The organism is Kitasatospora sp. NPDC058478 (assembly GCF_042720345.1).
In the GTDB taxonomy this organism is placed as follows: domain Bacteria; phylum Actinomycetota; class Actinomycetes; order Streptomycetales; family Streptomycetaceae; genus Kitasatospora.
Genome location: NZ_JBHXML010000087.1, coordinates 11,376 through 33,188, shown reverse-complemented (window position 1 = coordinate 33,188; position 21,813 = coordinate 11,376). Strand labels below are relative to the sequence as shown.

The 21,813-nt window shown below is 75.0% G+C and carries 13 protein-coding genes; 8 read left to right on the top strand and 5 right to left on the bottom strand.

Annotation, left to right across the window (positions count from 1 at the left end):
- The first annotated feature begins 238 nt into the window (after positions 1 to 238).
- Entirely contained in the window at positions 239 to 3,859 is a 3,621-nt protein-coding gene (locus ACFWPT_RS35560) for a serine protease (protein WP_380486919.1), read from the top strand.
- A 65-nt stretch (positions 3,860 to 3,924) separates the two neighbouring features.
- Positions 3,925 to 4,869, top strand: coding sequence for a bifunctional riboflavin kinase/FAD synthetase (locus tag ACFWPT_RS35555; RefSeq protein WP_063347618.1), 945 nt, complete (start codon positions 3,925 to 3,927; stop codon positions 4,867 to 4,869).
- Between the two features lie 55 nt (positions 4,870 to 4,924).
- Here ACFWPT_RS35555 and ACFWPT_RS35550 read toward each other — a convergent pair whose 3' ends face one another.
- The 3 genes from ACFWPT_RS35550 to eccE form a co-directional block, all read right to left on the bottom strand.
- Positions 4,925 to 7,123: a MinD/ParA family protein gene (locus ACFWPT_RS35550; protein ID WP_380486917.1), complete on the bottom strand. Its 2,199-nt coding sequence runs from the start codon at positions 7,121 to 7,123 to the stop codon at positions 4,925 to 4,927.
- 129 nt (positions 7,124 to 7,252) lie between these two features.
- Positions 7,253 to 8,020 (bottom strand): hypothetical protein, encoded by a 768-nt coding sequence (locus ACFWPT_RS35545; protein ID WP_063347616.1) that lies wholly within the window; start codon positions 8,018 to 8,020, stop codon positions 7,253 to 7,255.
- Entirely contained in the window at positions 8,020 to 9,450 is a 1,431-nt protein-coding gene (eccE, locus tag ACFWPT_RS35540) for a type VII secretion protein EccE (RefSeq protein ID WP_380486915.1), read from the bottom strand. Before eccE ends, ACFWPT_RS35545 begins: the two co-directional genes overlap by 1 nt.
- Before the next feature lie 179 nt (positions 9,451 to 9,629).
- On the opposite strand from eccE, the gene ACFWPT_RS35535 reads away from it, so the two are divergent.
- The 6 genes from ACFWPT_RS35535 (at position 9,630) to ACFWPT_RS35510 (ending at position 15,575) form a co-directional block, all read left to right on the top strand.
- Complete coding sequence (locus tag ACFWPT_RS35535) at positions 9,630 to 11,327, top strand: type VII secretion protein EccB (protein WP_380486913.1); 1,698 nt, start codon at positions 9,630 to 9,632, stop codon at positions 11,325 to 11,327.
- Positions 11,328 to 11,508: 181 nt separating this feature from the next.
- Positions 11,509 to 11,814: a WXG100 family type VII secretion target gene (locus ACFWPT_RS35530; RefSeq protein WP_063347614.1), complete on the top strand. Its 306-nt coding sequence runs from the start codon at positions 11,509 to 11,511 to the stop codon at positions 11,812 to 11,814.
- A 102-nt stretch (positions 11,815 to 11,916) separates the two neighbouring features.
- Positions 11,917 to 12,213, top strand: coding sequence for a WXG100 family type VII secretion target (locus ACFWPT_RS35525; RefSeq protein WP_063351107.1), 297 nt, complete (start codon positions 11,917 to 11,919; stop codon positions 12,211 to 12,213).
- A gap of 100 nt (positions 12,214 to 12,313) precedes the next feature.
- Positions 12,314 to 13,546, top strand: a complete 1,233-nt coding sequence (gene mycP / locus ACFWPT_RS35520; protein ID WP_380378408.1) for a type VII secretion-associated serine protease mycosin — start codon at positions 12,314 to 12,316, stop codon at positions 13,544 to 13,546.
- A gap of 129 nt (positions 13,547 to 13,675) precedes the next feature.
- Positions 13,676 to 14,218, top strand: coding sequence for a SigE family RNA polymerase sigma factor (locus tag ACFWPT_RS35515; RefSeq protein WP_363376701.1), 543 nt, complete (start codon positions 13,676 to 13,678; stop codon positions 14,216 to 14,218).
- Positions 14,219 to 14,297: 79 nt separating this feature from the next.
- Positions 14,298 to 15,575, top strand: a complete 1,278-nt coding sequence (locus tag ACFWPT_RS35510; RefSeq protein ID WP_380486911.1) for a hypothetical protein — start codon at positions 14,298 to 14,300, stop codon at positions 15,573 to 15,575.
- Positions 15,576 to 15,645: 70 nt separating this feature from the next.
- On the opposite strand, the gene ACFWPT_RS35505 is transcribed toward ACFWPT_RS35510, so the two are convergent.
- Positions 15,646 to 17,052, bottom strand: coding sequence for an APC family permease (locus ACFWPT_RS35505; RefSeq protein ID WP_063347610.1), 1,407 nt, complete (start codon positions 17,050 to 17,052; stop codon positions 15,646 to 15,648).
- A gap of 481 nt (positions 17,053 to 17,533) precedes the next feature.
- Complete coding sequence (eccCa, locus tag ACFWPT_RS35500) at positions 17,534 to 21,478, bottom strand: type VII secretion protein EccCa (protein WP_380486909.1); 3,945 nt, start codon at positions 21,476 to 21,478, stop codon at positions 17,534 to 17,536.
- Positions 21,479 to 21,813: the final 335 nt, after the last annotated feature.

Here is a 21,813-nt window from a genome sequence, read left to right as displayed (position 1 = left end):
GGGGTTTCGCTCGTTCGGGGGGTGTTTCGGCGAGGTCCGGGGTTCCGGGTGAGGTCCGGAGGTTCGTTCCGGCGAGGGACGGGTCACCCGCCCGGGGGAGCGCGCGAGGTGAACGCCCGTGGTGAGCGGCGCAGGCGCGGTGGGGCCGCCTCCCGGGCGGGCAGGCTCCCCGACGGCGAGCAGGTCGCCGTGACGAGCCCGCCCCCGGGCCGTCCGGCCTGCGGGGAGGGCAGTGCGAATGCCGGGATTCCTGGACGGCGACGGCGTGGCGGGAGACCCGGGGCGGTACCTGCTGCGGATCCGCGACCTCAACGGGCGACTGCACGGCTTAGGGTTCGTCGCCGACCCGCAGGGCACCGTCCTCACCGCCCACGAGAGCGTCACCGGCCTGGACCGGATCGTCCTGCACACCCCCGGCGGGCAGACCAGGGTGCTGGGCCCGGACGCCGTACTGCCGCTGCCCGGGCACGGGCTCGCCCTGCTGCGCACCGACGCGGTCGGCGGGCTGCCCGTGCCGCCGCTGCCCGTCGCGGCCCTCGGGGCCGGGCGCGAGGTGCTGCTGCCCGCGCTGGCCGGCGAGGACGGGCGCGTGGTGGCGCTGCGTTGCGGTCTGCTGGGTGCCGCCGGGGCCGGGTACGGCGGGGTCGGCGGGGTGCTGCTGCTCGACCCGCCGGTGGTCGCCGGCGTCGCGGTGCCGGCCGGCTCGCCGGTGCTGGACGCCCGCAGCGGCGCCGTGGTGGCCCTGGCCGTGCCCGCGCTGCGCGGGCCGCAGCACGGCGGCGCGCTCCCGGCGGTGCCGGCCGGCGGCGGCGCGGTCGCGGTCGCCCCGGCGCTGGCCGAACTGCTGGCGCGCAACGGCGCGGCCGTGCCCGGCTACGGGCCCGCGCTCAACCTGGCCGGCGTGCTGCGGCTGACCGCCGCCCAGCTGGCCGCCGCCGGGGCCGGCCCGGACCGGGTCGCCGGGCTCGCCGCGGACCGGGTCGACCGGCCCGACGGACTGGCCGGGGACGAGCCGCAGGCCACCGTCACCGCGCTGGTCGGCGCCCCCGGCAGCGGGCGCTCCACCGAACTCGCCGCCCTCGCCGCCCGCCGCGCCGGCGGCGCCCGGCCGCTGCCCACCCTCTGGTTGCGCGGCGCCGACCTGCGCGCCGAGGACCGCTCGCTCGCCGCCCCGGTGGAACGGGCCCTGGCCGCCGTCGCGGCCGAGCTGGGCACCCCGGCGCCCGCGCCGGAACCGGTGGCGGCGCTGTGCGCGGCGGCCGGGCGGCCGCTGCTGGTGGTCCTGGACGGCCCCGAGGAGGCCCCGGCGCCGCTGGACCCGCGCTGGCTGCGCGGCGCGGGGGACTGGCTGACCGGCTGCGGGGCGCGGCTGCTGACCGCCTGCGGCGAGGAGGCCTGGGTGCGGCTGGCGGCCGAGAAGTGGGGCAGCGGCCCCGGCCCCGCCCGGTACCCGGACCCGCCGGAGCCGGACGGCGACCTGGCCAGCGCCCCCACCGTCCGGATGGACGGCGGCGGTCCGGGCGCCCCCAGCCTCGCCGGGCACCGGCTCGGCCCGCTCCCCGCCGAGGCGGCCGAGCGGGTGCGCCGCCGCTACGGGCTGCCGCCGGGCTGGCCGGCCGACGCCGACGCGCGGCACCCGCTGGCCGTCCGGCTGGCCGGCGAGCTGTGGGCGGAGGGCCTGCGCGGGGAGCCGGGCCGCCGAGGCGAACTGTTCGCCGCCTACCTGGACCTGCGCTGCCTGCGGGTGGCCCGGCGGTTGGCCGAGGACGGGCGGCAGCGCCGGCCGGGCGCCCACCGCCGGAGTTCCGCCCGCCCGGCCGGGCCCTCCCACGGGCGGGTGCGGCGGCTGGCGGCCGCGGTGGCCGGACGGGTGCACGAGGCGGCCCGGCGGATGCTCGGCGCCGGGCCGGGCGGGCTGGGCCGGGCCGTCTTCGAGGAGCTGTTCCCGGCGGCCGGCGGCTGGGCCACGGCCGTCCTCGCCGAGGGCCTGTTCGTCCCGGCCGGGCCCGGATTCCGTTTCGCGCACGGGGAGTTCGCGGACTGGCTGCAGGGCCTGCACCTGGACCTGGACGCCGCGCTGCGGCTGCTGCTCGGCGAGGCCGCGGACACGCCGTCCTCGCCCGCGAACGGGCTGGAGGGCGCGTCCGCGGCAGGCCCCCCACGCGGCGTCCCCCGGCACCGGATCGGCCCGGTCGCCGCCGCGCTGCGCCGACTGGCCGAGACCTGGGGCGCACCCGCCCTGGACCCGTGGCTGCACCGGCTCTGGCGCGCCCTGGACCTGCGCCCGCCCGGCAGCGAACCGGCCTGGTGGGCGGGCCGGCTGCTCACCGCCGGGCTGGCCGCCAGCCCCGATCCGGCCGAACACCGGCCGCTGCTCGACCAGTTGGCCGGGCGGATCGCCGAACGGGCGGTCGCCGAAGGCGGGTTGGACGCGCTCCCGGCGGACGGGCTCGGCGCGTTCGGCCCGGCGTTCTGGACCGGCCTCGGCCTGCCCGCCGAGGCCGAACTCGCCCTGTTGCGCCGCCTGGTGGCCGCCGACGGGCCAGGGCAGCCGTTCCTCGGCGCGGTGGCCGAGCGGCTGCGCGCCGACCCCGTCGCGGTGTTCCCGCTGCTCTGCGCCTGGTTCGACGATCCGCGCGGCCTGCCCGGCCGCCCCGGGCACACCGTCGCCGACCTCGCCCACGACCTGCTGCACGCCCACCGGCGGCTCGCCCTGGACGAGTTGGCCGACGCCCTGGCCGACGCCGCGCACCCGAGGGCGGACGCGCTGCTCACCGTGCTCGCCACCGAGGAACCCTCCGCGCTCTGCCGGGCGGTGGACCGCTGGAGCCACGACGGGCGGCCCGAGCGGCACGTCGCCGCCGCCGTGCACGCCCTGCACGCCGCCCCGCACGCCGTCGGCGCCGCCGCCGGACTGCTGCGGTTCAGCGCGCTGACCCTGCTCGCCCGCGAGGACGAACCGGGCCTGCACGGCGCCGCCCTCGCCCTGCTGGTCGGCGACCCGGCGACCAGGGCCGAGCACCTCCCCGCCGCGCTGGCCCTGCACCGGGCGGGCGGCGACGCCTTCCTCACCCCCAGGGCGCTGGCCCCCGCTCTGGAGAGCGACCCGGAACCCGTCCTGGCCGCGCTCGCCGACCGGCTGGCGGCCCCCGGCGCGGCCGCCGCCGAGACCCTGCGGATGCTCGCCGACGCCCGCACCCCGGTGGCCACCCGGCGGGGCGCCGAACTCGCCGCCCGGCTGCTGCGCGAGCACCCGGCGCTGGCCGGCCCGGTCGCCGTCGACTACCTGGGCCGCCGCCTGGAGCGCGCCGCGACCGGCGGCCCGGCCGCCCGGCTGGAGCTGCGGGTGCTGCTCGGCGGCGCGCTGGCCGCCCGTGCGGCGGGCGTGCGGCGGCCGTTCGCCCAGGTGCTGTCCGTCCCGGTGGCCGACCCGGCGGCGGACGCGCTGCGCTGCGAACTGCTGGACACCCTGCTCGCCATCGAGACCGACCCGGCGGTGCTGACCGCGGCCGTGGAGCGGCTGGCCGAGCACTGCGCGGCCGAGAATCCGGCCCGGGCCCGCGCGGTGCTGGCCCGGGCGACGCCCGGCCTGCCGGCCGCGGACGAACTGCTGGTGCGCTGGGCCGGCCGCTCGGCGGCGTTCGCGCAGCTGCTCGCCCAGTGGCCGCGGGACGCCGCCCCGACCGCGCCGGACGGGCCCCGGCTGGCCCGGATGCGGGCCCTGGCGGCGGCCGGCCGCGACCCGCAGTACGCGGCCGCCGAGGCGGAGCGGACCGTGCCCGGGCGGGCCGCGCACCCGCCGGTGCGCCCAACCCGCATTCCGGTGCCGGAGCAGGAGCAGGCGCATGGCACGCTATAGGGGTTCGGGTTTGAGCGTTTGAGCGTACAGAGGGTACGCGCCGTACGGAACAAGGAGCGGTCAGGGTGCAGCGCTGGCGTGGCCTGGAGGAGATCCCCGCTGACTGGGGACGCAGCGTCGTCACCATCGGCTCGTTCGACGGGGTGCACCGCGGGCATCAGCTGATCATCGGTCGGGCGGTCGAGCGGGCCCGCGAACTCGGCCTCCCCGCGGTGGTGGTGACCTTCGACCCGCACCCGCGCGAGGTCATCCGCCCGGGCAGCCACCCGCCGCTGCTCGCCCCGCAGGCGCGCCGCGCCGAGCTGATCGCGGGCCTCGGCGTGGACGCGGTGCTGGTGCTGCCGTTCACCCCGGAGCTGTCCCAGGAGTCGCCGGAGACCTTCGTCCAGCAGGTCCTGGTCGACGCCCTGCACGCCCGGGCCGTCATCGAGGGCCCCAACTTCCGCTTCGGGCACCGGGCCGCCGGGGACGTCGCGCTGCTCACCGAGCTGGGCCGCTCGGCCGGCTTCGACGTCGAGGTGGTCGACCTCCAGGTGAGCGGCGCCGCCGGGTCCGGCGAGCCGTTCTCCTCCACCCTGACCCGGCGGCTGGTCGCGACCGGGGACATGGCCGGCGCCGGCGAGGTGCTGGGCCGCCCGCACCGGGTCGAGGGCGTGGTGGTGCGCGGCGCGCAGCGCGGCCGTGAGCTCGGCTACCCGACCGCCAACGTCGAGACCGTGCCGCACAGCGCGATCCCGGCCGACGGCGTGTACGCGGGCTGGCTGACCGCCGACGGCGAGCGCATGCCCGCCGCCATCTCGGTCGGCACCAACCCGACCTTCGACGGCACCGCCCGCACCGTCGAGGCGTACGCCATCGACCGGGTCGGCCTGGACCTGTACGGGCTGCACGTGGCCGTGGACTTCCTGGCCTACCTGCGCGGGATGGAGAAGTTCGACTCCATCGACGCGCTGCTCGACCGGATGGCCGACGACGTCAAGCAGGCCCGCGAGCTGACCGACGGCGTCTGAGCACTGCCGCAGCACGGGGAAGGGCCCGCCGACCTGGTCGGCGGGCCCTTCGGCGTCACTGCGGGGGCTGCGGCGGGTGGCCGTAGCCGGGCGGCGGCTGGTAGCCGTCCGGCGAGGACGGCGAGGACGGCGAGGACGGTGGGGACGGCTGGGACGGCGAGGCGGGCGGGGCGGGCTGCGGCGGCTGGCCCTGGGCGGGCGGGTAGCCGTAGCCCGGGCCCGGCTGCGGGGCCGGCTGCTGCTGGGCGCCCGGCTGCGGCCAGGCCGTGGGGGCGGGCGGCTGCTGCGGGTAGCCGTAGCCGGGTGGCGGCGGCGGGGCCTGGCCGGGCTGCGGCGCCCACGGCGCCCCGGGGGCGGGCTGAGCGGCCTGGCCGGCCTGACCCGCCTGACCCGCCTGACCCGGATACGGCTGTGGCTGTGGCTGCGGCGGGTACGGCGTGGCCTGCACCTGCTGCTGCCACCCGGACTGCTGGGCGGCGGCCTGCTGGGCCCGGACGATGTCCTCGCCGACCAGGGTGGCCAGCTCGAAGTAGGCCTCGCGGACCTTGGGCCGCATCATGTCGAGGTTGACCTCGGCGCCGGCCGCCAGGCTCTCGTCGAACGGCACCACGATCACCCCGCGGCAGCGGGTCTGGAAGTGCGCGACGATGTCCTCGACCTTGATCAGCTTGCTGGTCTCGCGCACCCCGGAGACCACCGTGATGCTGCGCTGCACCAGGTCCGCGTAGCCGTGCGCGGAGAGCCAGTCCAGGGTGGTCGAGGCACTGGAGGCGCCGTCCACGCTGGGGGTGGAGACGATGATCAGCTGGTCGGCGAGGTCCAGCACCCCGCGCATCGCGCTGTACAGCAGGCCGGTGCCGGAGTCGGTCAGGATGATCGGGTACTGGCGGCCCAGCACGTCGATGACCTGGCGGTAGTCCGAGTCGTTGAACGTGGTCGAGACCGCCGGGTCGACGTCGTTCGCCAGGATCTCCAGGCCCGAGTTGAGGTCCTGCGAGGTGAACTGACGGATGTCCATGTAGCTGCGCAGGTGCGGGATGGCCGTCACCAGGTCGCGGATGGTCGCGCCGGTCTGGCGCTTGACCCGGCGGCCCAGGGTGCCGGCGTCCGGGTTGGCGTCGATCGCGATCACCTTGTCCTGGCGCTCGCTGGCCAGGGTCGCGCCGAGCGCGGTGGTGGTCGTGGTCTTGCCGACCCCGCCCTTGAGGCTGATCACGGCGATCCGGTAGCAGCTCAGCACCGGGGTGCGGATGACCTCCAGCTTGCGCGACTTCTCGGCGGCCGCCGCCTTGCCGCCGAACTGGAACCGCGGCTGCTGGCGCTGCTGCTTGGGCTGGCTGCGCAGCAGCCGGTCCGAGGACAGCTCGACCGCGGCGGTGTAGCCGAGTGGCGCGCCGTGCGCCACGGGCGGCTGCGGGGCGGCGGAGTGCGGGAACGCGACCGGCGGCGGCGCGACGGCGCCCTGCGGCGGCCACGGCTGCACCCCGCCGGACTGCTCGTGCGGCGCGCCCGGCAGCAACGGCCGGTACTCGTGCGGCTGGGGCTGGGCCGACTGCGGGTAGGCGGGGGGCTGCGGCCAGCCGCCCTGACGCGGATCCACCGGTGCGGGCTGCGGGGCCGGCTGCTGCGGCTGTGCGGGCTGCGGCTGGGCGGCGCCCTGCTGGGCGGCCCACGCGGCGGCGGCCTGCGGGTCGTGCGCCGGCAGTGGCTGCTGCGGGGGCAGGTGCTGCGCGGGCGGCTGCGGGTACGGCTGCGGGTACGTCTGCGGCGGGACCGGCTGGGCGGGCTGCGCCGGCGGCGGGGCCGGGACCGGGGCCGGGTACGGCGGTTGCGGGGCGGGCTGCGGCTGCGCCGGGGCCTGCGCCGGCCAGCCCGGGGCGACGGCCTGTGGCTGCTCGAACGCAGGGGCAGGGGCAGGAGCGGGGACGGGGGCCTGGGCAGGGGCGGACGCCGGGAACGGGACGTGCTGCGCCTCGGCCTGGACGGGCTGTGCGGGCGGCACGGGCTGGGCGGGTACGGGCGCCTGAGCCGGCGTCGGGGCCGGAGCCTGGGCGGGCACCGGCGCCGGAGCGGTGGCCTGCGGAGCCTGCACCGCCGGGGCCGGAGCCTGAACTGCCGGGGCCGGAGCCGGGGCCGCCGAGGCGTCCGTCTGCACGTACCAGGACGGGGGAGTGTAGTCGGGCGCGTCGGACCAGTCGTCGTCGTCCTCTGCCGCGTTGTCGCCGACGTAGACGCCGTCCCGATCGCTGCTCACTAGGGCTCCCTCGTGTTCGCCGCCGCTTGTTCAGCGGTGCCGTTGCCGCATCAAAGACTAGGCCGTGCGGCAACCCCCGTTGAAGGCGGCGTCGGATCCGGAGCGGCCCCCCGGGCCCGGCGCCGCCGCTCAGTCCATCCGGCGCGGACCGCCGAGAACCTGCTGCTCGGCCTGCCCGGCCACGGCCCGCACGTACTGGCGCCGCATCCGGGTGGCCCACAGGGTGAGGTCGTCGCCGAGGGTGGGCAGCGCGGCGACGTCCTCCGGCGGGAGCGACAGCACCCGGCCGGTCAGCTCCGCCTCCTGGGGGGAGACCCGCTGCACGCCCACCAGGTCGGCCGCGTTGAGCACCCGGGCCGCGTGCGGGCCCAGGTACGGCAGCAGGGTCAGGGTGGTCTGCCAGGGCGCGGCGGAGAGCCGGCTGCGCGGCGGGCGGGCGCCGAGGTCGCGCACCACCAGGACCGGCGAGGCCACCGAGGCGCCCTGCGGGCCGAGTCGGCCGACCTGGTGGACCGTCACGCACGGCTGCCCGCCGCCCGCGGCCTGCGCCAGCGGGCCCCACAGCTGCCCGCGCGCGGTCTCCACCGCGACCCGGGCGCCGATCGCGGCCGCCCGAAGCGCGATGACCTGCGCCGTCCACACGCCGCCGACCAGCACCAGGTCGTACGCGCTGGGCCGGAACAGGCCGAGCACCGCGGGCAGCCCCTGCGGGTCGGCGCCGATCACCACGCCGTCGTCGCCGACCGGGAAGGCCAGCGCCCCGAGGTCCGCGGCGTCCAGCACGTGCTTCTCCCGGCGCGGGCCGCGCAGCCCGAAGCCGGGCAGGATCCGGGACCGCGCCCGGGGCTGTTCGGCGCCGTGCTGCGGGCCGGGGGCCGGATAGGTCTGGTACGCCATCAGGACGCTCCTCCCAGCGGCAGGGTGGCGAGCACCCCGGGGGCCTGCTCCAGGTCGAGCCGGACCAGGCCGAGTCCGGCGCCCTGCGCCCGCGCCTCCACCTGGCGGCCGACCTGCGTCACCTCGCTCTCGCTGCGCCCGGTCACCCGCAGGTGCCCGCTGACGGTCACCGAGCCGCCGGTGCCGCGCCCGGCGGTCAGGCTGAAGGTGCTGGCCAGCGCGGGGGAGCCGGTGACCAGGTTGACCAGGTCGGGCGCGGCGATCCGGCCGGGCGATCCGCCGGGGCGGCTGAGTTGCGGCCAGCGGGAGATCCAGTAGGTGCTGTGCCAGCGGTCGTCGATCCGCCAGAACCGGCTGCCCTCCTGGGTGCGGCGGGTGGTGCCGCCGCCGCTGCCGGTGCCCTGGCGCCCGGCCACCGCGAGCGGGTTGGCGCAGGTGGAGATGGCCAGCGCGGCGATCAGCTCGCGCTCGTCCAGCACGGTCGCGTTGAACCCGGCGCTGTTGAGCCGCCCGGCCAGCTGGTCGGTCACCCGTTGCAGCGCCTTGCGGGCGCCCTCCTCGCCGCCGCCGCGGGCCCGGACGGCGGCCGCGGCGCGCTCCGGGTCGAGCTTGAGCGCCACCCAGGTCAGCCGCAGCCCGGGGGTGGCGGTGCCGTCCGGCAGCTCCCGGTAGGCGCGGGCGGCCAGTGACTGCTCGGGCAGGTGCGGGGCCGGGGCCGGCTGGGTGTGCTGGACGAGTTGCACCGACTCCAGGGTGATGTCGTCGACCTGGAGCGCCGAGCAGATCACGTCCAGGGGCAGCGGCAGCGCGGTGCGCACCGGGCGCAGCGGCTGGTCCTTGGCCTGGACGAGCAGCACCGAGCTGAGGAAGGTGCCGTCGCCGACCATGCCGGTCTCCCGGCGGACGGGGCGGCCGCCCAGGTCGGCCTCGGTGGCGTGGGTGCAGGTGCGCAGTGCCGGTTCGAGTTCCAGGGCGGGGGCCAGCGCCGGGTCGGTGCCGGCCGGCGGCAGCGTGCTGCGGGCCTGCCGGCGGCGGGACTTGAGGGCGGCGCGCACCCGTAGCAGTTCGGGGATGGTCCGGCCGCGCAGCGGGATCACGGCGAGCACCACCAGGACCAGCGCGACCGCGCCGAAGCCGGCGGCGACCGGTCGGCTGATCGTCCAGCCCACCGCGACCAGCGCGGCCGCGACCTCGACCAGGACGAGCTGTTGGAGCCTCAGCCGGCCGCCGAGCAGCCCGGGCCGGGGGTTGATCCGGAGCAGGACGGGCCCGCGACCGCCTTCGTCACGGCCGCTGCTCTCGCCGGCGGGCGGCAGCGGCTGCCCGGGCGCGGTCTCGGGGGCGGGGCCGCCGCGCTGCGCCCGGCCGGAGCGGCGCGACCTCCCGCCCGTTGCCGGTCCGCGGCGTCCTGGAGCGGTCTGGCTTGGCATCCCCCGGGTGACCCTCTCTGATCAGTTGCCGCGGCCCGGCTGGCCGGTGCGCGGACCGTACCCGTACCGTACTCACCGTCTGCTGCCGCATCGTAGAGGGTTCGTGCGGGTTCCCGCCCGGCGGGTGCGGGGGGCGGTGCAGGGCGGTCCGACAATGTCTGACGAGGGGGACGACGAGGATGGCATCGCGCCGGGACGAGCTGAACGCGTACACCTTCGCCCGCAAGCGCACGGTGGGGGCGTTCCTGCTGCCCGGTGGCGGCGGCAGCGACGAGGACGCGCCGCGCCCGGTGAAGGCGGTGCTGCCGAGCGTGCTGGCCGGGGCGGTGATCGTCGCCGGGTTCGGGTTGTGGGGGGTGTTCAAGCCGAGCGCGCCGCTGCACTGGGACGACGGCAAGAACGTCGTCCAGGGCAAGAAGTCGACCACCCGGTACGTGGTGCTGACCGACCCGGACGGCCGGACCAGGCGGCTGCACCAGGTGCTCAACATGTCCTCGGCGCGGCTGGTGCTGCCGGCCGAGGCCAAGGTGGTGGTGGTCGACGACGGGGTGCTCGACAGCTACCCCAACCACGGCCCGACGATCGGCATCCCGTACGCGCCGGACAAGCTGCCGACGAGGGACAACGCGGACAAGCCGATGAAGTGGTCGGTCTGCGACCGCCCGGGCTCGGACGACAAGCAGGAGACCGTCAACCAGGCGGTGTTCGTGGCGGCCGGCCCGGACGCGGCGGCGCTGGCGGCCAAGGACCGGATGCTCGGCCAGGACCAGCTGCTGCTGGTGCAGCAGGCGGACGAGCAGCAGGTCTCCGTGCAGCCGGCGCCGGGCCAGCCCGCGGCCAGGCCGGGCGACGCGAAGGTGTTCCTGGTCGACGCGCAGGGCCGCAAGCACGGCATCGGCTCGCCGCAGGCGGACGACAAGGAGCGCAAGTCGCTGATCACCGCGGTCTTCGGGCCCAACGCGGTGCCGCAGCGCGTCAAGCGCGAGTGGCTGGACACCCTGGTGACCGGCAGCCCGATCACCTTCCCGAAGGTCGACGGGGTGGCGGACAGCCCGAACCCCAACTCCTCGGTGGAGCTGGGCAACCAGGCCGACCGCCGGATCGGCCGGCTGGTGCACTACCAGGACCGCCACTACGTGGTCGGCAAGGACCGGCTCTACCTGGTGACGCCGTTCCAGGCGGAGCTGATCCGGCAGAACCCGGACTACCAGGACCTCTACAAGTACGACGGCGACAAGCGGCCGCGCAGCGACGAGATGACCCCGGCCGACCACGCCAAGCTGGGCAACGACGTCCGGCTGCCGAGCACCGGGGACGACTGGCCGCTGAAGTCCGGTGCGCCGGCCAACAACTGGCAGGACCGGCAGGACGCGCGCCTGGTCGTGTGCAGCACCTTCGACGGCGTCGCCGAGGACGGCCGCACGCCCCGGCGCAGCGTCTGGGCCGCGACGTCCTACCCGGCGCCGTACAACAACGGCGCGGGCGCCGCGTACGTGACGCCCGGGCACGGCCTCTTCTACCGCGCGCTGGACAACGCGGCGGGCGGCTCCGGCACCGACTTCCTGATCACCGAGACCGGTCTGCGCTACTCGGTGCCGGCCAACGGCGACGGCGGCCGCGGCGCCACCACTCCGCCCACCCCGCAGCCGGGCCAGGGCGGGCAGCCCGGCCAGGGCGGTGCCCCGAGGACGCCCACCCCGCAGCCGGGCGCCACCGCGCCGGACCAGCAGCCGCCGCAGGACGAATCGGGCGCCAACCAGGCCCGGTTGGGCTACAAGGAGCTCCAGCCGCTCCCGGTGCCGCACGAGTGGTCGGACCTCGTCCCGGCCGGCCCGCCGCTGACGGCGAAGAGCGCCGCCCAGCCGCAGAACGCCTGATCGGCCAAGCCAGGCAACGGACTTGGCCTACGTGTCATGGTCTGGTAACTGCGTCGAGTTCGGTGTTGGGCGAGCTGCGTGTGCCGACTACAGTGCTCCTGGACATCACTAGGGTGATGGGACGGTCGGGCCGCGCTGCCCTCCGTACACGCAATGTCTGTCTCATGGGGGATGGTGGAGCATGGCTCAGGGTCAGTTCACGATGACCGCTCAGGAGATGCTGGCTTTCGCCAAGCGGATCGAGGACGCGATCGGGAAGATCGAGGCTGAGCGGCAGAAGCTCATCAGCACGGTCGATGGCATCACCGGCGGCTGGCAGGGCCAGGCGGCGAGCGCCTACAAGGCCTTGCAGGACCAGGTCAACACCGACATCGCGAAGCTGAAGGAGTCGCTGACCGCGATCCAGCACGCGATCGAGCTGACCACCAAGCACTACGCGAGCACCGAAGAAGAGCAGAAGGCGCTGTTCTCCAACGCCCAGGGCTGATCAGCCGCACCGCGCTGATCACCGTTCTGTTCCGACCTTCCGCTCGGTGGGGCGCCCGCGGCTGAGCGCGGGGTGCTCCGCATCCTCGTCAAGGGAGACATCGTGTCCGACCACATCCTCGTCAACTTCGAGACCGTCCACCACGCGGCCGAGGAAGTGCGCGCCTCGGCCGGTCGCATCGACCACCTGCTGAACGACCTCAAGGGCGACGTCAACCGCATCGCGTCCAGCTGGCAGGGCGCGGCCCAGCAGGGCTACCAGGCCCACCAGACCCAGTGGGACGCGCGCGCCGCCGACCTGCAGAAGGTCTGCACGCAGATCGCCTCCTCGCTGGACAGCGCCGCGCAGAGCTACAAGACGACCGAGAACAACAACGCCAAGCTGTGGGGGAACAACTGACCACGCGTTCCCCAGCGGGAACGTGAGGGGGCGGGTGCTCGGACTCCGGGCACCCGCCCTTCGGCGCGCGGCACGGGTGGACGACATGAGGGGTGGCAGGGTGTCCGGACGCGGGTACCGGAAGGCGGCCGCGGCACTGGCCGCGCTCGCCGTGCTGGGTGGCCCGCTCGCCGCCCCGGCGCGCGCGGACAGCGGACCCGGGCTGGCCGCCGCGGGCGACTGCCCGAAGAACGCGCCCGACGTGCCGACCGTGCCGTGGTCGCTGCAGCGCCTGCTGCTGGACGAGCTGTGGCAGGGCGGTCGGACCACCGGCGCGGGGGTGACCGTCGCGGTCATCGACACCGGCGTGGACGACCAGAACCCGCAGCTGGCCGGCAAGGTCCTGGAGGGCTCCAACCTGGTGGTCAACCGGGAGACCAAGGAGAAGGTCCCGGGCAGCTCCAAGGAGGACCCGGTCGGCCACGGCACCAAGGTGGCCGGCATCATCGCCGCCCGCCGCTACGACCGGACGGGCTTCGTCGGGCTCGCCCCCGACGCCGCCGTCCTGTCGATCCGCCAGAACGACAGCGACGGCAACGGCGACGTCTCCACCCTGGTCCAGGCCGTCAACGAGGCGGTCAGGGCCAAGGCCAAGGTCATCAACATCTCCCAGGACGTCCGCGGCGCCGGCGCCGCCGGCTTCGGCGGGTACCAGGAGCTGAAGGCCGCCGTCCAGGCCGCCGAGGACAGCGGCGTCGTGGTGGTCGCCTCCACCGGCAACGACGGCAAGGAGGGCGACACCTACCCCGGCGCGTTCCCGACCGTGCTCGCCGTCGGCGCCTCCGACCGCAACAACGAGCGCGCCCCGTTCTCCCAGTACGGCTCCTTCGTGAAGGTCGCCGCACCCGGCGTCGACATGCTCTCCACCGTCCCCAGGGGCGGCCAGTGCGTCGACAACGGCACCAGCTTCTCCGCCCCGTACGTGTCCGGGCTCGTCGCGCTGCTGGTCGGCGCCCACCCGAACTGGAAGCCGGCCCAGGTGCGGGCCTGGATCGAGCAGACCGCCCAGCGCACCCAGCGCGATCCGAACCAGTTCATCGGCTGGGGCGTGGTCGACCCGGTCAGGGCCGTCACCAAGGCCCCCGAGAGCGCGCCGTTCACCGCCACCCCGGACGCCCCCGTCCAACTGGCCGCCGCCCCGATCGTGCCCCGGCCGGTCGGCCTCGGCGAGACCCAGGCCGACCGCGACGGCCGCACCGCGACGTACGTCCTCGGCATCGGGGCGCTGCTGGTCGCGCTGCTCATCGGCGGCGGCGTCGTCCTGCGCGACCTGCGCCGCAGGTCCGCGGACTGATCCGGGTACGCAGCACCTGCCCGGTGCCCGGGGAGTGCGTAGGAGAATCCTCCGCAACGGCTGTAACGTCGTGGGTCGCTCGCCGCATCCAAGAAGTGTCAGGGAGCGCGGACACGGGGGGTGGCAGGCATGGGGTGGATCGGGGCGGGCCGGGAGGCCGAGGACGCCGAGTTCCTGGAACTGGTGTCCGGCCGAACCGGCCACCTGTACCGCTCGGCCTGCCTGCTGACCAGCGGCGACACCCACTACGCCGAGGACCTCGTCCAGGAGGCCCTCAGCCGGATGTACGTGCTCTGGCGGCGCAGCGCCTGGACCGGCGGCCGGGACCGGATCGACAACCCGGCCGCCTACACCCACACGGTGATGGTGCGCACCTTCCTCGCCCAGCAGCGCCGCCGCTCCAGCACCGAGCGCCCCATCGCGGCCGTGCCCGAGTCGGAGGCGCGGGAGGCGGACGGCGCGCTGCGGATGACCCTGCTCGACGCCCTCGGCCGGATGCCGCCCAAGGACCGCGCCGTCCTGGTGCTGCGCTACTGGGAGGACCGCAGCGTCGCGGAGACCGCCGAGATGCTGCGCTCCTCCCCGGGGGCGGTCCGCACCCGTACCACCCGGGCGCTGGCCCGGCTGCGCACCCTGCTCGGCGACTCGCTGGCCGAGCTCGCCGCCCGCTGACCACTGCTCGTAGTCCGTGACGCACCCCGTGACGCTCCCCGTGACGCAATTTCGTGATGCAAGGAGACGGTGACCACCCATGTCCGAACCGGACAAGTTCGAGGACGATCTTCTCTACGCCCTCACCCGTACGGGCGAGGGCTTCCGTACCGAGCCGTCCGACCTGCTCGCGGGCGGGTACCGGCGCGGCCGCCGCCGCTGGCGCCGCCGCTCGACCGCCGCGGTGGTGGGCGGCGCGGCCGCGCTGGCCCTGGTGGGCACAGGTGCGGTGTACCTCACCGGCTCCTCGCCGCGCCCGAGTACGGTGCCCGCGGCCGCCCCGAGCACCGCCGGCGGCAGCGGCTCGGCGGCCCCGGCCTCCTCGGCGTCCGCCTCCGCCTCGGCGCCGCCGGCGGTCTCCGGCGACGAGGTGCTGGCGATGTTCCAGGCCCTGCTCCCCAAGGGCGAGACCACCGGCGGCACCGGCACCGGCACGGGGGCCGAGCCGGGCCGGCCGTACGGCGGCGGCATCGCCGCGACCGCCTCGCTGGTCTTCGACGACGGCAAGGGCAAGTCCGCGATGGGCATCTCGCTCGGCCGCCTGGCGGACGGCGACCCGAACCGGGTGGAGAACGACTGCCCGGACAAGAAGCTCGTCCAGTACGACGCCTGCAGTGTCACCACCCTGCCGGACGGCGGCACGCTGACCGTCCTCCAGGGCTACGAGTACCCGGACAAGCGGGCCACCACCAAGTGGTGGAACGCCAAGCTGATCGGCAAGGACGGCCGCCAGGTCGAGCTGTCCGAGTGGAACTCCCCGGCGGAGAAGGGCTCGCCGGACAGCCGCCCGAAGCCCCCGCTGACCCCCGAGCAGCTCAAGGCGATCGTCACGGACAAGTCCTGGGACCGGGTCATCGCCTCGATCCCGGACCCGGTGCCGGTCAAGCCGCGGGACAGCGGCAAGGAGTACGGCGAGGACGAGATCCTGGCGATCGTCGCCAAGCTGCTGCCGGCAGGGCTGACCGAGACGGAGACCGGGGGCCAGCCGGGCTACGCGAACTTCGTGGTCGACGACGGCAAGGGCAAGTCCCTGGTGGAGATCAACGTGCAGGACTGGTCCCGTGACGACAAGACCAAGGAGGAGCTGTTCGGCAGTGCCCAGGCGCAGCCGGACGGCACCAGGGTGGTGGTCGGCAAGCGGGGTTCCAACCCGGGCATGTGGACCGTCGACACCCTGCACGCGGACGGCCTGCGGGTGGTGATCAGCGCGTTCAACAGCGGCACCCAGCAGACCCCGGCGACCCGCAGCACCCCGGCGCTGAGCACCGACCAGCTGAAGGCGATCGCCACCGCGCCGGTGTGGAAGCTGAGGAAGTAGCGGTCCGGACGTGGCAGTGCCCCGGGCGAGGGGGAGCCCGGGGCACTGCCGTGTGGGGGAGGGGTGGGGGTCAGGGCTGCTGGTCCTCGGGGAGGCTGATCACCCAGCGGGTGTCCTGGCGGGGGCGCAGGTAGAACAGCCAGTAGAGGGTGGCGGCGGCGGTGATGCCGCCGGTCCACAGCAGGGGTTCGGTGTCCAGCTGGGTCATCACGTAGACGAGGACGGCGATCAGCACCACCGGGACGGCCGGCCACAGCGGCATCCGCCAGGCGGCGGCGTGCTTGTGGTGGGCGCGGCGGGAGAGCAGCGCGGCGATCGCGACCAGCAGGTACATCCCGGTGACGGCGACGCCGGTGATGTTGCTGAGCAGCGCGCCCTTGACGAAGCAGAGCGCGGCGCCGGGCAGGCCGACGGCCAGGGTGGCGACCCACGGGGAGCCGAACCGGCCGAGGGTGCCGAAGGCCTTGTTGACCGGCTCGGGCCAGGCCTTGTCGCGGGCGGAGGCGAACAGGACCCGGGAGTTCTGGATGACCATGACGATGCCGGCGTTGATGATCGCCAGCGCGACGCAGAGGCTGATGAAGGTGCCGACCGCGGAGTTGCTCCAGGCGGTGACCATGCCGGAGATGTCGCCGGAGCTCAGGGTCTGCAGGTCGGGGGCGCCCATGGTGATGGCGACGACCGGGACCAGGATGACGGCGGAGGAGATGCCGAGCGTCCACAGCACGGTGCGCGAGACGTTGCGGCGGGGGTTCTCCAGCTCCTCGGAGAGGTAGACGGCGGTGGAGAAGCCCTGGGTGATGAACAGGGCGATGCCGAGCGCGCCGACGATGGCGCCGATGCTCACCGTGGTGGTGGCGCCGCCGTCCCCGGTGACCACGCCGTGCAGCAGGCTGGGGGCGTCGGCGTTGGCGTGGGAGAACCCGAGGACCGAGACGACGCCGGCCGCGATGACCTCCAGGACCAGGAAGACGCCGGTGATCCAGGCGTTGGCGCGCAGGTCGAGCAGGCCGGCCAGGGTGGCGGCGAGCATCACGGCGGCGCCGGTCATGGCCTTGTCGAGGTGCAGCACGGGGGCGAGGTAGTCGGCGGTGCCGAGGGCGATGACCGAGGGGACGATCATCACCACGATCAGCGAGAGCACGAAGACCAGCCAGCCGGCCAGCCGTCCGGCGAGGGTGCCGACCATCGCGTACTCGCCGCCGGCGCTGGGGATCAGGGTGCCGAGCTCGGAGTAACAGAACGCGACGGCGACGCACAGCACGGTGCCGATGGCGATGGCCAGGGCGGTGGCGCTGCCGATGCTGGAGAACAGCTCCGGGACGATCACGAAGAGCGTGGAGGCCGGGGTGACGCAGGACAGTGTGAGCAGGGTGCCGCCCACCACGCCGATCGAGCGCTTGAGTTGCTGGGGCGCGGCGGCGGTGTCGGCCGTCGCGGGGGTCGCGGCGCGTGGCGGGCGAAGCGTGTCGGTCATGTGGCTTCCGATCGGCTCTGTTCGGTCCTGTGGGTGGGAGCGGTATCGCCTCCGCTGGCTGTCTGCTCGGGTTCTGGTGGGGTCGCTCCTGGGTCGCAATGGAACCTGGGCGTATTGATTGCGTCAATGGCCGAAATGCTTCGGAATCCGTTGCGCGGAAGGGTATGGACATGCGATCCGATGATCACGTACGGTCATTGCGAGCTTTGTCCGACTTGTTACCTCTGCCACATTGCAACTGAATCCAAGGTGAACAGAGTGTTGCAAGCCGCCTTTCAAAGGTGTCCGTGGAGTCGGACGGCGATACGCCCAGGCGCCCCTTTGTGCGGCCGCAACCCCCGGACGGGGTGCGGGAACCGCAGCCCCGCCCCGGAAAGATCTAGGTAACGTTTCGACACCTGGGACGCGGAAGGGGCCGGGCTCCCGCGAGCCCGACCCCTCGATCACTGTCCGTAGCCGCCAGCGCGGTGCGCCGGCGCCTTCACACCAGCGGCAGCCAGCCCGTCTGGACCATCTGCCCACCGGTCGCCCGGCGCGACACGTACACCCCGCGCCCCGGCGGCAGCGGCATCGGCTTGACCGTCCCCAGCAGCGCGCCCTCGTCCCGGTTGCCGGAGAGGATCACGCCCTGCCCGCCCAGCTCGCGCATCCGCTGCAGCACCGGCTCGTACAGCGAGCGGCCGGCGCCGCCCGCGCTGCGGGCCACGATCACCCGCAGGCCGATGTCCCGGGCGAACGGCAGGAACTCCGCCAGCGGCGCCAGCGGGTTGCCCGAGCCCGTCGCGACCAGCTCGTAGTCGTCCACGACCACGAACATGTCCTTGCCGCTGTACCAGCTGCGGTTGCGCAGCTGCTCGGCGGTGACGTCCGGGCCGGGCAGGCGGCGCGCGCAGGCCCCGCGCAGCATGTCCACGATGGCCGCCATGGCCGGCTGCGCGGCCGCGTACTCCACCAGGTACTCCGGCGGCACGGTGCCCAGCAGCGCGCGCCGGTAGTCGCCGACCACGATGCCCGCCTGGTCCGGGGTGTACCGCTCGGTGATCTGCTTGATCAGCATCCGCAGCAGCGCCGACTTCCCCGACTCGGTGTCGCCGAAGACGATGAACAGCGGGTCGGTCTCGAAGTTCACGAAGGCCGGTGCCAGCTCGGCCTCGTCCACGCCGAAGGCGATCCCGCGCTCCGGGCGCTCGAAGCCCTTCGGCAGCGAGTTCCCGTCCAGGACGGCCGGCAGCATCCGCACCTGCGGTGCGCGCGGGCCGCTCCAGGCCCCGTCGACGGCGGCGACCAGGCCGGCCACCCCGTGCTGGAGGTCGTCCACCGCGCAGGAGCCGTCCAGCCGCGGCAGGGCGGACAGGAAGTGCAGCCGCTCCGGGGTGATGCCGCGCCCGGCCAACGACGGGACGTTCTGCGCCACCCGGCGGTCCACCTCGGACTCCATCGGGTCGCCGAGCTTCAGCTCGGTCCGGTTCTGCAGCAGGTCCTTCAGTGCCGGGCGCACCTCGGCGTACCGGGCCGCGGTGATGACCAGGTGGACGCCGTAGCCGAGGCCGCGCTGGGCGATGTCGCCGATCACCGCCTCCAGCACCTCGAACTCCTGCTTGAAGGTGTTCCAGCCGTCGATCACCAGGAACACGTCGCCGAACGCCTCGTCCGGCAGCTGCCCGGCCGCCCGGCGGGCCCGGTAGGTGCCGATGGTGTCGATCCCGGCGGCCCGGAACAGCTCCTCGCGCCGGTTCAGCACCCCGTGCACCTCGGAGACCATCCGGCGCACCTTGTCGACGTCCAGGCGCCCGGCCACCCCGCCGACGTGCGGCAGCCCGGCCAGCGACTGGAAGCTGCCCGCGCCGAAGTCCAGCAGGTAGAACTGCACCTCCCGCGGGGTGTGGGTGAGCGCGAACGAGGCCACCGTGGTGCGCACCACCGTCGACTTGCCCGAGCGCGGGCCGCCCACGACCAGGCCGTGGCCGGCCGCCCCCGCGTAGTCGACCTCCAGGACGTCGGTCTTCTGCTCGCGCGGCTTGTCCACGATGCCGATCGGCACCCGCAGCCGGCCCGCCGGGAAGCCGGGCGCGGTCAGCCCGCGCTCCGGCACCACCTGGAGCGGCGGCAGCAGGTGGTCCATGCTCGGCGCCTCCTCCAGCGGCGGCAGCCACACCTGGTGCGCGGCCGGGCCCTGGCCCGTCATCCGCTGCACGAACACGTCCAGCACGGTGTCGACCAGCGCGTCGTCCTGCTCCGGGGCGAGCGGCGCCTCCTCCTCCACCGCCGGCTCCGGCGGCTCCACCCGGGCCGCGGTGAACAGCACCGGGCGGGCGTTCACCCGCCGCCCGCCGGTCGACCGCTGCTGCCCCGGCGCCCGGTAGGGCCCCGAGACGTACGCGGCCTTGAACCGGTCCATCACGTCCTCGCCGAACTTGAGGTACCCGACGCCCGGCACCGGCGGCAGGTGGTAGGCGTCCGGCACCCCGATCGCCGCCCGCGACTCGGCCGCCGAGAAGGTGCGCAGACCGATCCGGTAGGAGAGATAGGTGTCCAGGCCGCGCAGCTTGCCCTCCTCCAGACGCTGCGAGGCCAGCAGCAGGTGCACCCCCAGCGACCGGCCGATCCGGCCGATCTGGATGAACATCTCGATGAAGTCCGGCTTGGCGGTGAGCAGTTCGGAGAACTCGTCGATGATCAGCACCAGCGAGGGCAGCGGGTCCAGCGCCGCGCCGGCCGCCCGGGCCCGCTCGTACTCGTGGATGTTGGCGTAGTTGCCCGCCGAGCGCAGCAGCTCCTGGCGGCGGTGCAGTTCACCCTCGATCGCGTCGCGCATGCGGTCGACCAGGGTGAGTTCGCCCTCCAGGTTGGTGATCACCGCGGAGGTGTGCGGCATGTCCGCCATGCCGGAGAAGGTCGCGCCGCCCTTGAAGTCGGCGAGGACGAAGTTCAGGATCTCCGAGGAGTGCGTCATCGCCAGCGCCAGCACCAGGGTGCGCAGCAGCTCCGACTTGCCGGAGCCGGTCGCGCCCACGCACAGGCCGTGCGGGCCCATGCCCTCCAGCGCGGCCTCCTTGATGTCCAGGTAGACGTGCTCGCCGTTCGCGCCGACCCCGATCGGCACCCGCATCCGCTCGTGCTGGGCGCGCGGACGCCAGCTGCGCGTCACGTCGAAGGAGCCCGGGTCGCCCGAGTTCATCAGGTCGGTGAAGTCCAGGTTCGACAGCAGCGGCTCGTCGTCCCCGCCGGCCGAGAGCCGGTACGGCGCCAACTGCCGTGCCAGCGCCTCGCACTGCCACACCGAGAGCAGGTCCGGCGTGCCGGTGTACGTCGCCCCGGAGGCCGAGCGCAGCACCAGCTCCTGCGGGCTCACCGTCACCATCAGGTGCCCGCTCGGCTCGTCCAGGTCGCCCGGCACCACCTCGATGACGGTCACCCCCTGCACGCCCTCGGGGCTCGCCAGCAGCGAGTTCGGCGGCACCCCGGCGCCGTCCATCACCACCACCAGGTGCGGCTGGTCCGGCGCGGGCGCCGCGTCCCGCACGAACCGCTGGCGGCCGGCCAGCTCGTCCTGCAACAGGAACTCCAGCTCGCCCAGGTCGGTGGCGATCAGCCGGCGCGAGCCCGCGCCGTCGGCCTCCTTGCGGTGCTGGTTGTGCGGGAGCCACTTGGTCCACTCCCACTCCTCCGCCGCGCCCGGCGCCGCGGCCACCGCGACCAGCAGGTCGTCCGGCGAGTGCAGGGTGGTCAGCTGGGCGATCATCGCGCGCACGTTGCCGTACACCGAGTCCGCGTCCCCGCACACCGTGACGTGGTAGAAGGCGCGCAGCGACACCGCCAGCGGCAGGTCCTGCAAGGTGCCGTGGGCCTTCAGGAAGGAGTGCATCGCGGCCGCCGACAGCGGCTCCAGCTCGTCCATCGGCGCGGTCTGCGGTGCCACCAGCGGCGTCGACAGCTGCACCGGGCCCAGGCCGACCCGGATCTGCGCGAAGTCGCCGTCCCCGGTGCGGCGCTCCCACAGCCGCCGGCCGTCCGCCACGATCGACCACAGCTGGTCCGGCGCCGGGTTCAGGAACAGCAGCGCGCCGCGCTGGCGCTCCGCCGTGCGGCGCACCTGGCGGCGCATCTGCTGCAGGTACTTGAGGTAGTCGCGCCGCTCGTCCGCCATCGCGGTCGAACCGCCCCTGCGGGCCCGCATGATCTGCGCCAGCACCATGCCGACCGTCGAGGCGACCATCAGGCCGCCCATGATCTTCATCGGGGCCGCCGCGCCCGGCGCGAAGAAGAACACCGCCGAGCCGCCCATGCCGAGCATCGGAAGGATGCTCATCAGCCAGTCCTCGCCGCCCTGCCGGGGCAGTTCGGGCGGGGTCACCAGCTCCACCGGCTCGTCCGGCACCGCCGGCGGATAGGCCCTGCCCGGGCGCTTGACCGTGATCACACCCATGTGTCATCCACCCCGCGGCGTCGATCGATCACTTCGGCATCAGCCCTCACGCAACTGGACTCGTACGGCTCGTACGGCTCGTACGGGATTCACCAGGGCGAGGACGCGCCACACGGCGCCGCCCCCCGTACCGCGCGCAGGGGCCGATCCTAACGGTCGCCCCCGCACCGCCCGCCAGGCCCGCGTCCGCACCCCCCGCCGGGGGCCCGGCCCGCACCGGGGCCGGGCACGAACCGAGCGGGTAGGGTAACGCCGCGCCAACTCGCGGCCCGGTCGGGCCGGTTCCACTGCCACACCGAGCGCCGCCGTGCCGCGGCACCGTCAACAAGGGGGAG

Excerpts from the sequence above, each read along its gene's own strand:
- ACFWPT_RS35560 (WP_380486919.1), top strand. The coding sequence starts at position 239 with ATGCCGGGATTCCTGGACGGCGACGGCGTGGCGGGAGACCCGGGGCGG.
- ACFWPT_RS35545 (WP_063347616.1), bottom strand. The coding sequence starts at position 8,020 with ATGGCGTACCAGACCTATCCGGCCCCCGGCCCGCAGCACGGCGCCGAA.
- eccE (WP_380486915.1), bottom strand. The coding sequence starts at position 9,450 with ATGCCAAGCCAGACCGCTCCAGGACGCCGCGGACCGGCAACGGGCGGG.
- ACFWPT_RS35535 (WP_380486913.1), top strand. The coding sequence starts at position 9,630 with ATGGCATCGCGCCGGGACGAGCTGAACGCGTACACCTTCGCCCGCAAG.
- ACFWPT_RS35530 (WP_063347614.1), top strand. The coding sequence starts at position 11,509 with ATGGCTCAGGGTCAGTTCACGATGACCGCTCAGGAGATGCTGGCTTTC.
- ACFWPT_RS35515 (WP_363376701.1), top strand. The coding sequence starts at position 13,676 with ATGGGGTGGATCGGGGCGGGCCGGGAGGCCGAGGACGCCGAGTTCCTG.
- ACFWPT_RS35510 (WP_380486911.1), top strand. The coding sequence starts at position 14,298 with ATGTCCGAACCGGACAAGTTCGAGGACGATCTTCTCTACGCCCTCACC.
- ACFWPT_RS35505 (WP_063347610.1), bottom strand. The coding sequence starts at position 17,052 with ATGACCGACACGCTTCGCCCGCCACGCGCCGCGACCCCCGCGACGGCC.
- eccCa (WP_380486909.1), bottom strand. The coding sequence starts at position 21,478 with ATGGGTGTGATCACGGTCAAGCGCCCGGGCAGGGCCTATCCGCCGGCG.